The organism is Cryobacterium sp. TMT1-66-1 (assembly GCF_004403435.1).
Taxonomy (GTDB): domain Bacteria; phylum Actinomycetota; class Actinomycetes; order Actinomycetales; family Microbacteriaceae; genus Cryobacterium; species Cryobacterium flavum.
The window spans coordinates 204,896-219,961 of the sequence record NZ_SOGP01000021.1; the positions used below are offsets into that span (position 1 = coordinate 204,896).

13 protein-coding genes are annotated in these 15,066 nt (G+C 67.8%); 9 read left to right on the forward strand and 4 right to left on the reverse strand.

All coding sequences use genetic code 11. The features are described 5' to 3' along the window. The first annotated feature begins 27 nt into the window (after positions 1–27). The 3 genes from E3T29_RS15135 (at position 28) to E3T29_RS15145 (ending at position 4,111) form a co-directional block, all read left to right on the forward strand. Complete coding sequence (locus tag E3T29_RS15135; RefSeq protein ID WP_134346427.1) at positions 28–1,839, forward strand: gamma-glutamyltransferase family protein; 1,812 nt, start codon at positions 28–30, stop codon at positions 1,837–1,839. A 169-nt stretch (positions 1,840–2,008) separates the two neighbouring features. Further along, the gene (locus E3T29_RS15140; RefSeq protein ID WP_134346404.1) at positions 2,009–2,209 is read left to right on the forward strand and encodes a hypothetical protein; all 201 of its coding nucleotides are present in this window, start codon (positions 2,009–2,011) and stop codon (positions 2,207–2,209) included. 654 nt (positions 2,210–2,863) lie between these two features. Next, entirely contained in the window at positions 2,864–4,111 is a 1,248-nt protein-coding gene (locus E3T29_RS15145) for a PLP-dependent aspartate aminotransferase family protein (RefSeq protein ID WP_134346405.1), read from the forward strand. Positions 4,112–4,150: 39 nt separating this feature from the next. Here the strand turns inward: E3T29_RS15145 and E3T29_RS15150 are convergent, their stop codons facing one another. Beyond that, on the reverse strand, positions 4,151–4,918 hold the full coding sequence (locus E3T29_RS15150; protein WP_134346406.1) for a gamma-glutamyl-gamma-aminobutyrate hydrolase family protein: 768 nt from the start codon (positions 4,916–4,918) through the stop codon (positions 4,151–4,153). Positions 4,919–5,128: 210 nt separating this feature from the next. On the opposite strand from E3T29_RS15150, the gene E3T29_RS15155 reads away from it, so the two are divergent. From E3T29_RS15155 to E3T29_RS15175, 5 genes are all read left to right on the forward strand, one after another. Continuing rightward, complete coding sequence (locus E3T29_RS15155; RefSeq protein ID WP_134346407.1) at positions 5,129–5,860, forward strand: PspA/IM30 family protein; 732 nt, start codon at positions 5,129–5,131, stop codon at positions 5,858–5,860. A 140-nt stretch (positions 5,861–6,000) separates the two neighbouring features. Then, entirely contained in the window at positions 6,001–6,834 is an 834-nt protein-coding gene (locus E3T29_RS15160; RefSeq protein ID WP_134346408.1) for an arginase family protein, read from the forward strand. A 226-nt stretch (positions 6,835–7,060) separates the two neighbouring features. Further along, positions 7,061–7,849: a crotonase/enoyl-CoA hydratase family protein gene (locus E3T29_RS15165; protein ID WP_134346409.1), complete on the forward strand. Its 789-nt coding sequence runs from the start codon at positions 7,061–7,063 to the stop codon at positions 7,847–7,849. Between the two features lie 168 nt (positions 7,850–8,017). Next, positions 8,018–9,484, forward strand: a complete 1,467-nt coding sequence (locus tag E3T29_RS15170; protein WP_134346410.1) for an NAD(P)/FAD-dependent oxidoreductase — start codon at positions 8,018–8,020, stop codon at positions 9,482–9,484. A 9-nt stretch (positions 9,485–9,493) separates the two neighbouring features. Then, entirely contained in the window at positions 9,494–9,853 is a 360-nt protein-coding gene (locus E3T29_RS15175) for a Fe-S oxidoreductase (RefSeq protein ID WP_092340589.1), read from the forward strand. Positions 9,854–9,920: 67 nt separating this feature from the next. Here E3T29_RS15175 and E3T29_RS15180 read toward each other — a convergent pair whose 3' ends face one another. Then, positions 9,921–11,411, reverse strand: coding sequence for a catalase (locus E3T29_RS15180; RefSeq protein ID WP_134346411.1), 1,491 nt, complete (start codon positions 11,409–11,411; stop codon positions 9,921–9,923). A gap of 46 nt (positions 11,412–11,457) precedes the next feature. Then, positions 11,458–11,940: a Fur family transcriptional regulator gene (locus E3T29_RS15185; protein WP_134346412.1), complete on the reverse strand. Its 483-nt coding sequence runs from the start codon at positions 11,938–11,940 to the stop codon at positions 11,458–11,460. Between the two features lie 96 nt (positions 11,941–12,036). On the opposite strand from E3T29_RS15185, the gene E3T29_RS15190 reads away from it, so the two are divergent. Beyond that, on the forward strand, positions 12,037–14,094 hold the full coding sequence (locus tag E3T29_RS15190; protein WP_134346413.1) for an MMPL family transporter: 2,058 nt from the start codon (positions 12,037–12,039) through the stop codon (positions 14,092–14,094). A 15-nt stretch (positions 14,095–14,109) separates the two neighbouring features. Here E3T29_RS15190 and E3T29_RS15195 read toward each other — a convergent pair. Beyond that, on the reverse strand, positions 14,110–15,066 hold a 957-nt coding region (locus E3T29_RS15195; protein WP_134346414.1), incomplete at its 5' end, for an amidase.

Genomic DNA, 15,066 nt, shown 5'->3' on the forward strand with positions numbered 1-15,066 from the left:
CGTCCGACCCTGCAGGGAACATTTGGCATGACCGCCTCGACGCACTGGCTCGCGACGGCCTGCGCCCAGGCCGTGCTCGAACGCGGCGGCAACGCCTTCGACGCGGCCGTGGCCGGCGCCTTCGTGCTGCACATCGTCGAACCCCATCTCAACGGTCCGGGCGGCGACATGACCGGCGTCTTCGTCACCGCCAGCGAACCGGATGCCCCCCGCATCTTGATGGGGCAGGGCCCGGCCCCAAAGAACGCCACCATCGAGCACTACCGGTCGGAAGGCCTCGACCTGGTTCCCGGGTCTGGTGTGCTCGCCGCGGCCGTTCCCGGCGCGGTCGACGCCTGGCTCGTGCTGCTGCGCGATTACGGCACCTGGGAGCTGTCTGACGTGCTCGCGTTCGCCCTCGGGTACGCGCGCGACGGGCATCCGATTCTGGGTCGGGTCGTCGCCACGATCACCTCCGTCGCGACGCTGTTCACCGAGCACTGGCCCACCTCGGCAGCACAGTGGATGCCGGATGGTCGCCTTCCACAGGCCGGCGACCTCGTGACCAATGCGGCCTGGGCGCGAAGCCTCGACCGTCTGCTCGCGGCCAGCGCGGACGCGGCCGTCGCGACCCGCGAGGGGCGCATCGACGCGGCCAGGCAGGAATGGCGGGAAGGGTTCGTGGCCCGGGCCATCGTCAACTTCGGGCGCACGCCGCACCGCCATTCCTCCGGCACCGATCACGCCGGCGTAATGACCCTGGCGGATCTGGCCGGTTTCGAAGCGAGCATCGAAGAGGCCGTGACCGTCGAGTTTCGGGGTTACACGATCGCCAAGACCGGCGCCTGGGGCCAGGGGCCGGCGCTGCTGGCGACCCTGATGATTCTCGATGGTTTCAGCGACGAGTACCTTGACCCGTCGACCGCGCTGGGCGCGCACACGATTCTTGAGGCGCAGAAGTTGGCCATCGCCGACCGGGAGGCCTACTTCGGCGACACCACGGTACCCCTGAATTACCTGCTCTCGGCCGACTACGCGGCCACCCGGCGGGCTCTCATCACGGATGCCGCCTCGCACGAGTTTCGCCCGGGCATCGTTCCCGGCCACGCCCCGTACTACCCGGTACTGCGCACCGACTACACAACGGAGGCGCTGTCAGAGCAGGGTGCGGGGGCATCCGCTGGGGTGGGCGAACCGACGGTGGCCGCGCCGGCCAGCGCTGCACCATCTCGCACCGTGGCCGAGCCCGAAACGCTCTCGACCGGCGAACTGCGCGGTGACACCTGCCACATCGACGTCGTCGACCGCTGGGGCAACATGGTCTCGGCGACGCCGTCGGGTGGCTGGCTGCAATCGTCGCCGACGATTCCCGAATTGGGGTTCTGCCTCGGCTCCCGGCTGCAGATGACCTGGCTCGAGCCGGGCGCACCCTCGGCACTGACCGGCGGCAAGCGGCCGCGCACGACCCTCACGCCGACGCTCGTACTGAAGGACGGGCAGGCGGTGACGGCGCTCGGCTCCCCCGGCGGCGACCAGCAGGACCAGTGGCAGTTGCTGTACCTGCTGCGCACGATCGTCGGCGGCTATACCCCGCAGCAGGCGATCGATGCGCCCGCGTTTCACAGCACCTCGTTTCCGGGTTCGTTCTGGCCGCGCACCTGGGAGCCCGGCGGCGCCGTGGTGGAGGATCGGCTGGGCGACGCGGTCATCACCGAGCTGGAACAGCGTGGCCACCGCATTACCCGCGCCGGCGACTGGGCACTCGGCCGCATCTCGGCGGTCACTCGGGAGCCGCAGACCGGGCTGCTGCAGGCGGCGGCTAACCCGCGCGGGGCTCAAGGCTACGCGGCCGGTCGTTAACCCGGCGGCAAAATACCACCCTTTCGGGTTTTCTGCTGTCCCCACGAGTGGGGAGGACATCAACCTGTCTATCCCCACTACATTGGAGCAATCGAACCGATTACCCGAGTCGGCGATGGAACGGACAATCGTGAAAATGTTGCAGACAGAGTGCCCAGAATGCCAGCAAATGGTATGGATCACGTCGGATACCCGGTTCGCGACCTATCACTCGTTGGCTAACTCCACCACGGATTGCCCCGGCTCCCGCATGAACGTTCCGGTGCCCCCCAAACAGACTGCTGCGAGCCGTCGGCGCGCGCAGGCCGAGCTGCTCGCCTGGACCCACACCACGAGCGCGGTCGGCGCCGGCAAACACCAGGCCGCCTGACCGGTTGTTCCCCGGGATCGACATCGACTCACCCGACCAATCGATGCCTTCCCCGTTCCGGTTCGCAAGAGCGGGAAATTCGTTGCCTAAGCACTCCTGAAGCAACAATTTTTCCGCTCTCGCGCGTTGTGGCGGCGCGGGGTTGGGGTAGCGCTGGTGGGCGGCATCCGCTTCGCGCAATTCGTCGTCGATACCCACAGCCTGCGATCTTCAACTGTTCGACCTCCCATCCGGGTGGGTCACTGTTCGTAAATTCACTGTCAGTGACTTTTCTTGCTCACGAATGACCACGTGGATTTGTCGGGATGTCTCCTAGATGTTTCCAAAGAATTAAAACAGCGCGGCGGGGTGCACCCGGACGGGGGCGGCCCGCGAACCCTGCCGTTGCAACGGATGCATAACAAACCGACCGACCGGGAGTGGCTGGCTGCCCGGTGAGGGTAGACTCCGTTTTCCATTTTTATCAGCCTCTTCTCAGGCCGTCCCCCGTACGGTTATACACGGAGTTCCCCCACTCCAACGATTGGCCCCGGTATATTTCTCACCTCCCCCCAGGCGAGAAGTGCCGGGGCTTTTTCGTGATCTCGGCCCGGCCAGATGCCGATGGCGCGTAACGTTCGGCGCGGCACTCCGCGATGGGCCTAGCGTGGAGGAATGAGCCTTCGCACCGAACCGACGCCCACCACGAGCCCGGCACCGCGGCCCGACAAACACGACCCGGCCACGCTGGGCTTCCAGACCCAGTCGGTGCATGCCGGCAACGAGATCGACGCCGGGTCGGGCGCGCTGCGCACGCCGATCGTCATGGCCAACTCGTATGCCCTGCCGGAGGACCCGTCGACGCTGAGCTGGTCGGGCGCGACCCCCGGCCTCTACACCCGCAACACCGGCACTAACCAGCAGGGCCTGCAGCAGAAGCTCGCCGTGCTCGAAGGCGGCGAGGACGCGGTGGCGCTGGCCAGCGGGGTCGCGGCGCTGCACGCCGTGTTCTTCACCCTGCTGAAGAGCGGCGACCACGTCGTCGTCGCCAACGTGACCTATGAGGCCTCCTACCGACTGTTCACGGAGCTGTTGCCGGAGAAGTACGGGATCGAGGCCACCTTCGTCGACGCGACGGACCTGGCGGCCGTGCGCGGCGCCATCCGCTCGTCGACGCGGTTGATTCACATTGAGACGGTCGGCAACCCCACGACCGCGGTAACGGATGTCGCGGCCGTCGCGACGATCGCGCACGAGGCCGGCGCGCTGCTCTCCATAGACAACACGTTCACGCCACCACCGCTGTTTCGCCCGATCGAGCACGGAGCTGACCTGGTCGTGCACTCGCTGACCAAGTACATCAATGGGCACGGCGATGCGATGGGCGGCGCGGTGATCGGCCGGGCAGCGCTGATCCGCCGGATCAAGCTCGACGCGATGGTCGACGTCGGCGGTGTGATCAGCCCGTTCAACGCCTGGCTGATCATGCGCGGCTCGGTCACCCTGCCGCTGCGCATTCGGCAGCACTGCGAGTCGGCGCTGGCCATCGCCCGCTTTCTGGAGGCCGACCCGCGGGTGGCGTTCGTGGCCTACCCGGGTTTGGCGTCGCATCCGCAGCACGCCGTCGCGCTGCGACAGCTGTCGCACGGGTTCGGCGGGGTGCTCGCCTTCGCGGTCGCCGGCGACAAGGCCACGCAGAACCGGTTCGTCGCGAACCTGCGCGTGATCACCTCGGCCGTGTCACTCGGCCACGACGAGTCCCTCATCGTGCACGTCGACAATTCCGGGCCGCGCGTCGCGGCCTACCCGGCCGCGTTTCGCGAGTTCGGGCACCTGCGCTTCTCGGTGGGCCTCGAGGACACCGCTGATCTGGTGGCGGATCTCGTGGCGGCGCTCGATGCCACGTTCTCGGCTGCTACCTGAGGCGTGCGAGGTGCGGCGGCTTGCTTCGACGGTGCGATCTTAGGCGGCGAGCGCGTTCGTGACCCGCGCCCGGGCGTCGTGCTGGGCGGCGAGGCCGGCCAGGAGCAGCGCCAGCTGGTCGACCGGGGCATCGGGCGCCTCGGGGTGCCACTGCACACCGGTGATCGGCGCGATCTCGTGTTCGAGCGCTTCGATCAGGCCATCGGGAGCGTGCGCGGCAGCAACGAGGCCGGAACCGAGGCGGTCGACGATCTGGTGGTGGGCACTCTGCACCGAGATGTCGACGCGGCCGAGGCTCGCGGCGAGGGTGCTGTCATTGCTGAGCGTGACGTCGTGGGTAGAGAGGATCTGGTCGATCGGCACGCCGATGTTTTTGTGGATGCCGTCGTCGATGTGCTGCACCAGGTTGCCGCCGAGGGCGACGTTGATGATCTGCAGGCCACGGCAGATGCCGAGCAGCGGGGTGCCGAGCGCGAGGGCGCGCTGCACGAGAGCGATCTGCCCCTCGTCGGCGGCGGCGAAGTGCGCTGTCTCGCCCTCATAACCGGTGGAGCCGCCGTAGAAGTTGGGGGTGACGTCTTCGCCGCCGACGATGACGAGGGCGTCGGCATCCGCTGTGAGGCGAAGCAGGGCGGCGGGCGTGACGTCGGCCGCAGCGACCCGCGTGACGGTCCAGCCGGCTTTGTCGGCCTCGGTGACGACGCGGGCATTGAGCACCTGCACCTTGGCGTGATACGCGGGGCGGTCGGGACGCGCGGTGGTGACCTCGACGACGGCGAGCATCCGGTTCGTGAATTCTTGGTTCATGGCGCGGCTCCCGTCGTGTCGTGTTGTTTCCATTGTGGGCGGGGCGCGCGTGGCACGCGAGCGCCCCTGTAACACGGGGCAACATCGCTCCCGGTTCGGATTTTCGGCAGTTCCCAGACTCGTGTCTGCCGGTCACCCTAAACTTTGCAACAGGCACGCACGTTCCTGGCGAGACCTCGCCCAGGATCACTCCTTTGAAAGGACCTCCGAATGACCAAGCAGTCCATCTTCGGCCGTATTGCCCAGCTCGCGAAGGCGAACATCAACTCGATCCTCGACTCGGCGGAAGACCCCGCAAAAATGCTCGACCAGATGGTGCGCGACTTCTCCAGCAGCATCTCCGACGCCGAAAGCGCCATCGCCGAGACCATTGGCAACCTGCGACTGCTCGAAGACGACCACCGCGAAGATCAGGAAGCCGCCGTGGAGTGGGGCGACAAGGCCCTCGCGGCCAGCCGCAAGGCCGACGAACTGCGCCTCGTCGGCAACGCCGCCGACGCCGACAAGTTCGACAACCTTGCCAAGGTCGCGCTCGGTCGCCAGCTCACCTCCGAGAAGGAGGCGCGGGCCGCCGAACCGCAGATCCAGTCGCAGACGGCCATCGTCAACCAGCTCAAGACCGGCCTGAACGCCATGAAAGAGAAGCTGGTGCAGCTCACCAACAAGCGCGCCGAGCTGATCGCCCGGTCGAAGACCGCCCAGGCGCAGGCTCAGGTGATGGACGCCGTCAAGAGCATCGACATGATGGACCCCACCAGCGAGGTCAACCGGTTCGAAGACAAGATCCGCCGCGAAGAAGCCCGTGTGCGCGGTGCCCAGGAGCTCGCAGCGTCGAGCCTCGATGCCCAGTTCGAAAGCCTCGACGACCTCGGCGAGCTAACCGAAGTGGATGCGCGACTAGCGGCTCTCAAGGCCGGCAACACCGCAGCCATCGAGGGCTAGTCGCTGAGTGGACAACTTTGAGTGGTTGCGAGCCCGTCACACCCACCAAAGTTGTCCACTGAGGCGTCGTTTGACGGAGGAGAAATTCGCTGCTGGCGAAGCGGATGCTTGCGGCCCCGGCGGCTGCGCCATACTGAGGTATGGCTCCCACCTTCGTTGTAGTGCCGCAGTGGCAGGGTTCGATTTCTCCGCGCGCGATGCGCCTGGTCGACGGGGCGGCGGCCATTCAGGGCGACCTGCCGTTCTCGGCCACGCGCCTGGTCGACGTGCCGGTCGAGGCCGGTGATGCGCTCGATACCGGCGTGCACCGGTTCTCCGCGATCGCGCAGGTGCGCGAGCGCCACACCAAGATTTTGAAGGACACCACCGACTGGGCTTTGTCGATCGGCGGCGACTGCGGCATCGCGCTGGCCGCGGTGGAGCACGCGGCGCGCACGCATCCCAATGATCTGGCCGTGGTCTGGTTCGACGCCCACCCCGACCTGCACACGCCGGAATCCTCGCCGTCGGGCGGGTTCTGCGGCATGGTGCTGCGCGCGATCATCGGCGAGGGGCCGACCGAACTCGACCTGCAGGCTTCGAGCACCGTGCCGCTTGAGAACGTGGTGCTGGCCGGCATTCGCGACGTCGACGACGCCGAAGACGTGCTGCTGCACGAGCGCAGCCTGGTGAGCGTGTCGTGCTCGGAGCTGGCCGACCCGGCCGCGCTCGTCGCGGCCATCGCGGCGACCGGCGCCACGCACGTCTTCGTGCACATCGACCTCGACGTACTCGACCCGTCGGCGCTCGACGGCCTGAGCGACCTGATTCCATTCGGGCTGAGCGTGGCCGATCTCGGCGGCGCGATCACCGCGCTGCGCGCCGAGTTCACCCTCGCCGGCGCGACCATCACCGGGTTCGCGCCCGCCTCGCCCGAGGCGGCGAACGACGACCTCCCGAGCATCCTGCGCATCATCGGGGCGCTCACGCGCTGAGCCCGGCTTCCCCACAAAATCAGCGGGCACCGTTGCCGCATAACTCCTGCAATTTCTGGCCGGCTGACGGCGCATCCGTGTCTTTCCGGGCAACTCCGCAGGACCCCACACAAATTGCAGGAGTTATGCCGGGGCGCAGGACCACACAGTCCGGCCAGGACCGCAGGATTTCACACCAGCCAGAATTCACACCAGCCAGAATTCACACCAGCCAATGGAGGCATACATGACCGACCAGCCCCGCATTCTCACCGAACGCCGCGGCCACATTCTGCTGATCGGGCTGAACCGGCCCGAGAAACGCAACGCCGCCGATTTCGCCCTGCTGCAGCAGCTGTCACTCGCCTACGGGGAGCTGGACCGCGACCCCGAACTGCGCGTCGGACTGATCTACGCGGTCGGCGAGCACTTCACCGCCGGGCTCGACCTCGCCGATATCGGCCCGAGGCTCGGCCCGAACGGACTCGACATGGTGCCGGAGGGCGGCATCAATCCGTGGCAAGTGGATGGCATTTCGGTGAGCAAACCGGTCGTCATCGCCGTGCAGGGCACCTGTCTCACCCTCGGAATCGAGCTGATGCTCGCGAGCGACATCGTGGTCGCCGCGCAATCCACGAAGTTCGGGCAGATCGAAGTGGCCCGCGGCATCCTGCCGTTCGGCGGCGCAACCATTCGGTTTCCGCGCGCAGCCGGCTGGGGCAATGCCATGCGCTGGCTGCTCACCGGCGACCTGTTCGGCACCACCGAGGCGCACCGCATGGGACTCGTGCAGGAGATCGTGCCCGACGGCACCCAGTTCGATCGCGCCCTCGAGCTCGCCGACAAGATCGCCGCCCAGGCTCCCCTCGCCATCCAGGCCACCCTCGCCAACGCGCGGATGGCAGAGCGGGAGGGGGCGGCATCCGCTGAGGCAGCGCTGCAACCCGCCCTCGCCCGCCTGGTGCAAACCGAGGACTCCCGAATCGGCATGCAGTCCTTTCTCACCCGAACCCCCGCCATCTTCGGGGGCCGCTGACCCCTCCCTCTTGGGACGGGGCCCAGGCCCCGTCCACGGGCCCAGTTTATAAACTGGGCCCAAGGCCAGAAGGTGGGCCCGGAGCCGCCGAGGCGACCAACTCATTCGCCAGAACCTCGGGTAGGCTACTCCAAACCCGCACACCGCCACCCCCGTCAAGGAGATTCAATGTCGAGTCAGAGCTACGACGTCATCGTGATCGGCGGCGGCGCTGTCGGCGAGAACGTCGCCGATCGCACCGCGCAGGGCGGCCTCACCACGGTCGTCGTCGAGAGCGACCTGGTCGGCGGCGAATGCTCCTACTGGGCCTGCATGCCGTCGAAAGTGTTGCTGCGCAGCGGCGCCGCCCTCGCGGCAGCCCGCCGGGTACCCGGCGCCGCCGAGGCCGTCACCGGTACCGTCGACGTGCGCGCCGCCCTGAAACAACGCGATTCCATTGCGAGCAATTGGAAAGACGACGGCCAGGCCAAGTGGCTCGACTCCGCCGGCATTGCCCTGGTACGCGGCCACGCCCGCCTTACCGGCATCAAAGAAGTCACTGTGACGCAAGCGGATGGCGTGGTGACCGTTCTCACCGCCACCCACGCCGTCGTCGTGAGCACCGGGTCGGCGGCGCTGCTGCCCGATATCCCCGGGCTGAAGGACATCGACCCCTGGACCAGCCGGGACGCGACGAGCGCCCAGCAGATTCCGCCCCGCCTGGCCGTGATCGGCGGCGGTGTCGTCGCCGCCGAGATGGCCGCAGCGTATGCCTCGCTCGGGTCGGCGGTGACCGTCATCGCCCGCAGCGCCCTGCTCGGCGGACAGGAACCGTTCGCCGGTGAACTCGTCACGGCAGCGCTCCAGGAGAACGGCGTCACCGTGCTCGTCGGGCCCTCCACCACCGAGGCGCACCGCGAAGGCGGCGCTGTCACGCTCACCCTCGACGACGGCAGCACGGTGACAGCCGAGAAGGTACTCGTGGCCATCGGCCGCACGCCGCGCACCCAGGACCTCGGCCTCGAGACGGTCGGCCTCAACGGCGGCGACTGGCTCGCCGTCGACGACACACTGCTCGTGCAGGGCGACTCCCCAACGCTCGCTGGCGACTGGCTCTACGCCACCGGCGATGTCAACCACCGGGCGCTCCTCACCCACCAGGGCAAGTACCAGGCCCGCGCGGCCGGCGATGCCATCGTGACCCGCGCGGCCGGCACCCCGGTCGATAACGCACCGTGGGGCGCGCACGTGGCGACGGCCGACCACGCCGCCGTTCCTCAGGTGACCTTCACCGACCCGGAGGTGGCGTCGGTGGGACTGACCGCGGCATCCGCTGTGAAGGCGGGATATCGCATCCGCATCCTGGACTACGACCTGGCCAACCTGGGTGGCTCCGCGGTGCTCGCAGTCGGCTACGTCGGCAAGGCCCGGGCCATCGTCGACCTCGACCGGGAGGTGCTGCTCGGCGTCACCTTCGTCGGGCAGGACGTCGCCGAACTGCTGCACTCGGCCACGGTCGCCATCGTTGGCGAGGTTCCGATCAACCGGCTGTGGCACGCGGTCCCGAGCTACCCCACCCTTAGCGAGGTGTGGCTGCGCCTGCTCGAGGCCTACGGTCGTCCCGGGTTCACCGAGAACGACGGGCGGAAGAATTAGGCTGAGCGGATGCGCCGCCTCCTCTTCGATTCACCGTTCAGCCGCGCCGGCTTCCTGTACGCAACCGCATTCGGGCTGGTCTGGGGCTCGATCTGGAGCACCGGGCGGGTCGAAAAACGGGCCGGACTGTTCGTGTTTCGCGGCATGCCGCCGTGGACCTTCGGACGCGGCGGCTCCTGCGTGGGCGGCTGCTACCTCACCAACCAGAACGTCACCGCGGCCGTGCTCGAGCACGAGGCCGTGCACAAACGCCAGTGGCAGCGCTTCGGCATGGTCTTTCCTCTGCTCTACGCGGTCGCCGGGCGCAATCCGCTCACGAACCGCTTCGAGATCGAGGCCGGTCTGAAAAACGGCGGCTATATCCGCTAGCGCGAGCGGATGCACGAAACCGCCCGGCCTGCGAACAGGCCGGGCGGTTGTGATCAACCGAGACGTGCTACTTCGCGGCGACGTACTCCGCGTCGACGGCAGCGGCTTCGGCGAACACGGCGAGGTTCGCGCGCAGCTTGGCGCCGAGGTCGGCGTCGACGCTGGTCCAGTACCAGATAGCGCGCTCGGTGACCTCTGGCCGGGTCACGCCGCTGATGGCACCGGTGATGGTGTCGAGGAACCGGGCCTTGGCGGCGTCGTCGTAAACCTCGCGGTACAGCGTTCCGGCCTGGCCGAAGTCGCTGTCTTCGCTGCGCAGGGTGGCGGCAGCACGCAGAAGCGTTCCGTCACCCTCCCAGGCACCCTCGCCGGCAGCAGCCGGGTCGGCGACGGGGCCGCCGAGGGAGTTGGGCGCGTAGTTCGGCTGGTCGGCTGAGTTGAAGTGGTGACGCTGCGCGCCGTCCTGCGAGTAGTTGTTCACCGGGCTCTGGGGAGCGTTGATGGGCAGCTGCGCGTAGTTGGTGCCCACGCGGTAGCGCTGAGCGTCGGGGTAGGAGAAGATGCGCGCCATGAGCATCTTGTCGGGGCTCGCCGCGATTCCGGGAACGAGGTTGGCCGGCGAGAACGCCGCCTGCTCGATCTCGGCGAAGAAGTTCGCCGGGTTGCGGTTGAGGGTGTGGGTGCCCACCGGGATCAGCGGGAAGTCGGCGTGCGGCCAGACCTTGGTCACGTCGAACGGGTTGAACCGGTAGGTGTTGCCCTGCTCGTACGGCATGACCTGCACGGAGACGTTCCAGGACGGGAAGTTGCCGGCGGCGATGGCGTCGGAGAGGTCGCGACGGTAGTAGTCAGCATCCGCTCCGGCGATGAGCTCAGCCTCAGAGCCTTCCATCTCCACGTTGCCCTGGTTGGATTCGAAGTGGTACTTCACCCAGAAGCGCTCACCGGCCGCGTTGATCCACTGGTAGGTGTGCGAACCGAAGCCGGGCATCTCACGCCAGGAGCGCGGCAAGCCGCGGTCGCCCATGAGGTAGGTGACCTGGTGTGCCGACTCCGGGGAGAGGGTCCAGAAGTCCCACTGCATGGTCGCGTCGCGGAGGCCCGTGCCCGGCAGACGCTTCTGCGAGTGGATGAAGTCGGGAAACTTGATGCCGTCGCGGATGAAGAACACCGGGGTGTTGTTTCCGACGATGTCGTAATTGCCCTCGCTCGTGTAGAACTTCACCGAAAAACCGCGAACATCGCGCCAGGTGTCTGGACTGCCCTGTTCGCCAGCGACGCTGGAGAAGCGCTGCAGGGTGGGGGTGACGGTGCCGGGCTGGAACACGGCCGCGCGGGTGTACTTCGAGACGTCGCCGGTCACGACGAACTCGCCGTGCGCTCCGCCGCCCTTGGCGTGCACGATGCGCTCCGGAATGCGCTCGCGGTTGAACTGGGCGAGCTTCTCGACCAGGTAACGGTCGTGCAGGGCGGTAACGCCGTCGGCGCCGACGGTGAGGGAGTGCGCGTCGCTGGCGACGGGCGTTCCCGTCTGGTCTGTTGTGGGCTTGATAGTCATGGTGCTCCTTGATTGTGAACAGCAACGCGAGGTTGTCGGGGGAAGTTTAGGGGGCCAAAGTGTCGGCCTGGCACTGTGCGCAGAGGCCCCAGTAGATGACCTCGGCGGCGCGCACGTCGAAACCGAGCGCATCCGCTGGAGTAAGGCACGGGGAGTGGCCGACGGCGCAGTCCACGTCGTGCACCACGCTGCAGCGGGTGCAGACGATGTGGTGGTGGTTGTCGCCCACTCGGCGTTCGAACAGCGCGGGCGAACCGGCCGGTTCGATCTTGCGCACCAGCCCGGCGGCGGTGAACGAGGCGAGCACCCCGTAGACCGCCTGCAACGACGTGCCCGGCAGGTCGGAATGTACCGCGCCGAAGAGGGCGTCGGCGTTGGAGTGCGGCTTGTCGGTAAGGGCGCGCAGCACCGCCAGCCGCGGCGCGGTCACTTTGAGACCGGCAGAACGGATGCTGTCGGCCAGCGCGGCGGCGTCGGCTGCGGCCGGGCGAAGCCCCGCATCGTGGTGGCTGGCATCGGTCAAAGGCATGCTTCAACCCTAGCAGTTGTTTTGATTGATTCAAAACAATTTTGGAGCCTCGTTTACCTAGCTAGGATAGCGATTATCGAGGTTCTGGGAGGAACTGTGCTCGCCATCTCACGCTTCATCACCGGCAAACGCACCGCCTGGGCGGTTCTACTCGGTACCATCATTGCCGTCGGACTGTTGTTCGCCCTGCTACCGGCTAATGAATCCGCAGATTTTCCGGCCGCCGGGTTGCCGGAAAGCAGCCAGGCCGCACAGGTCACCAAGCTCCTCGCCGAGTTTCCCTCGGCCGATCAGACCGCGGCGATCGTGGTCTGGAGCCGCGACGGTGCCGCACTAACGCTGGCCGACAAGACCGCGATCACCGCCGCCGCCGAGGAGCTCGGTGCCGCGTCGATCGCCCCCCGGGCAGCGACTCCCCAGTTCAGCGAGGACGGCCAGGCCGCCCTGAGCGTGATACCACTTCAGGCCGCGACGGCAACGGCCGATATCGAGAAGACGGCCACCGACATTCGTTCTACGGCGTCGGCCGGAATGCCCAGCGGTCTGAACGCCTATGTCACCGGGCCGGTCGGTTTTCAGGCGGACATCACCAATGCCTTCGCCGGAGCTGATTTTCGCCTGCTGCTGGTGACCGTGATCGTCGTGGCTGTGCTCTTGATCGTGACGTACCGCAGCCCGGTGCTCTGGATCGTGCCGCTCGTCGTGGTCGGCCTGGCCGACGGCCTGGCCGGCAAGGTGGCCGGGGCGCTGGCCGAGCCGCTCGGTTTCGCCCTCGACGCGTCGATCTCGGGCATCCTGTCGGTGCTGGTCTTCGGCGCGGGCACCAACTACGCCCTGTTGCTCGTGGCCCGCTACCGCGAGGAATTGCTGCACACCGAGAACCGCAACCAGGCGATGCGCACCGCCGTGACGAGCGCCGGCCCGGCGATCGCGGCGAGCGGCGGAACGGTCGCGCTGAGCCTGGCCACCCTGGTGTTCGCCGAACTGGCTGGTAACCGGGCGCTCGGCATCGCCTGCGCCATCGGCGTGATCATCGCCATCCTGTTCGCCCTGCTCGTGCTGCCGGCCGCCCTCGTGGTGTGCGGGCGCGGGCTGTTCTGGCCGTTCATTCCGCGGGTGCAGGCAGGGGCCGCCGCCTTGCGCACCGGCTTCTGGACCAGGCTCGGCCGAGGCGTGTCGAAGCATCCGGTGATCATCACGGTCGTGTCCATGCTCGCGATCGGGTCGCTCGCGTTCGGGCTGAACGGCGCCGCCGTCGGGCTGAGCCAGGCCGATCAGTTGCTCGGCAACCCGGAGTCGGTCGTTGCACAGGACATCGTGGATGCGTCATTTTCGGCTGGGCTGACCAGCCAGACCGTTGTGCTGGCGCCGGATGCGGCATCCGCCGATGCCGTGGCGGTCGCACTGAAATCCCCCGGCGTCTCCTCGGCCGTGGCTGGCGAGAACGCCGGCGGCCTCACCCGCATCGATGTCACGCTTGACAGCGAGCCGGGCAGCGACCAAACCTTCACGGCCATCGCCGCGCTGCGCAGCGATTTAGCGGATGCCCCGGCCGCGGTGTCGCAATCGCTGGTCGGTGGCAGCGATGCCACGGCCCTCGACACGAAAACCACGGCCGAACGCGACCAGGACCTGATTCTGCCACTGATCCTCGGCATCGTCTTTCTGATTCTGGCACTGCTGCTGCGCTCGCTCGTGGCGCCGGTGCTGCTCATCGTGACCGTGCTCGGCACCTTCTTCGCCAGCCTCGGCGCCTCGAACCTGATTTTTCAGAACCTGCTCGGCTTCAAGGCCTTCGACACCAACGTCGTACTGTTCGCGTTCCTGTTCTTGGTGGCACTCGGTGTGGACTACAACATCTTTCTGACCACCAGGGCCCGCGAAGAGGCCAAACGCTACGGCACGCGCGAGGGCATGGTGCGGGCGCTCTCGTCGACCGGCGCGGTGATCACGAGCGCCGGAATTCTGATCGCGGCGGTGTTCGCCGTGCTCGGGGTGCTTCCCGTGGTGGCCCTCACCCAGATCGGTGTGATCGTCTGCATCGGGGTACTGCTGGACACCCTCGTCGTGCGCACCGTGCTCGTGCCGGCGCTGGTGTTTCTGGTCGATGACCGGTTCTGGTGGCCGTCGCGGCCGGTGTCCACCCGGCAGTAGCCCCGGCTGCCAGGGTTACGCCGGCTCGGGCGGCACCCGATCCTGCCAGCGGATGCGCCGCTCCAGCTGCGCGCCGAGCGCGAGCAGCGTGGCCTCGCCGCCCGGCCTGCCGATGAGCTGCACGCCCATCGGCAGGCCGTCGTCGGTCTGGTGCACCGGCAACACGATGGCCGGCAACCCGCTCACGTTGATCATCGAGGTAAACGGCGTGTACTGCACCTGCTGGGCGAAGTTGGCCTCGGCGTCGTCGGCGTCGTACCAGCCGACCGGTCGCGGCGTCAGGGCCATGGCCGGGGTCAGCACGGCATCGAATTTGGACAACTGGTGAATGAACGACCGCTCAAACGCGGTCAGTGCGGCGAGCGCCTCGGCCAGGTCGCGGGCACCGAGCGCGCGGCCGCGGGCCAGCAGCCACTGGGTCAGCGGTTCGAGCAGGGCGATCTCGGCCTCGGTTTCAGCCGGGATACCGGCAGCTCCGGCCTGCCAGATGGTGCGGAACGCCGGCACGTAGCTGGCGTCGGGCTTCAAAGCGGTCTCTTCGAGCCCGTGGTGCAGGGCGGCGAACCCTGCGACGGCCAGGTCGAGGGCGGCTTGCGCTTCGGGGGCGATCGCTATGGAGTAGTCGTTATCCCAGGCCGAGGTGGTCATGACGCCGAGCTGAAACCGGCCTTCGCCGCGCACCGCCGCCGCGAGCAGCGGCGTTTCATCGCCGGGGGCGCGCAGGGCGTAGTGGTGGTCGGGGTGACCGTCTCGGGGAGCGATCATGGCGTCGAGCAGCAGCGCGGCATCCGCTACGGTGCGGGCGAGCGGGCCGCCGACCGGGAGGCCGCCGAGCTTGTCGATGCCGGAGGCGGCGGGCACGCGCCCGCGGCTCGGCTTGAGCCCGACCAGTCCGCAGGCGGCAGCGGGAATGCGAATGGACCCGCCGCCGTCGGAGCCGGGCGCGAACGGCAGCAGCCGGGCGGCGACCGC

Coding starts and splice junctions, on each gene's coding strand:
- E3T29_RS15135 (WP_134346427.1), top strand. CDS start 28: ATGACCGCCTCGACGCACTGGCTCGCGACGGCCTGCGCCCAGGCCGTG.
- E3T29_RS15140 (WP_134346404.1), top strand. CDS start 2,009: ATGGTATGGATCACGTCGGATACCCGGTTCGCGACCTATCACTCGTTG.
- E3T29_RS15145 (WP_134346405.1), top strand. CDS start 2,864: ATGAGCCTTCGCACCGAACCGACGCCCACCACGAGCCCGGCACCGCGG.
- E3T29_RS15150 (WP_134346406.1), bottom strand. CDS start 4,918: ATGAACCAAGAATTCACGAACCGGATGCTCGCCGTCGTCGAGGTCACC.
- E3T29_RS15155 (WP_134346407.1), top strand. CDS start 5,129: ATGACCAAGCAGTCCATCTTCGGCCGTATTGCCCAGCTCGCGAAGGCG.
- E3T29_RS15160 (WP_134346408.1), top strand. CDS start 6,001: ATGGCTCCCACCTTCGTTGTAGTGCCGCAGTGGCAGGGTTCGATTTCT.
- E3T29_RS15165 (WP_134346409.1), top strand. CDS start 7,061: ATGACCGACCAGCCCCGCATTCTCACCGAACGCCGCGGCCACATTCTG.
- E3T29_RS15170 (WP_134346410.1), top strand. CDS start 8,018: ATGTCGAGTCAGAGCTACGACGTCATCGTGATCGGCGGCGGCGCTGTC.
- E3T29_RS15175 (WP_092340589.1), top strand. CDS start 9,494: ATGCGCCGCCTCCTCTTCGATTCACCGTTCAGCCGCGCCGGCTTCCTG.
- E3T29_RS15180 (WP_134346411.1), bottom strand. CDS start 11,411: ATGACTATCAAGCCCACAACAGACCAGACGGGAACGCCCGTCGCCAGC.
- E3T29_RS15185 (WP_134346412.1), bottom strand. CDS start 11,940: ATGCCTTTGACCGATGCCAGCCACCACGATGCGGGGCTTCGCCCGGCC.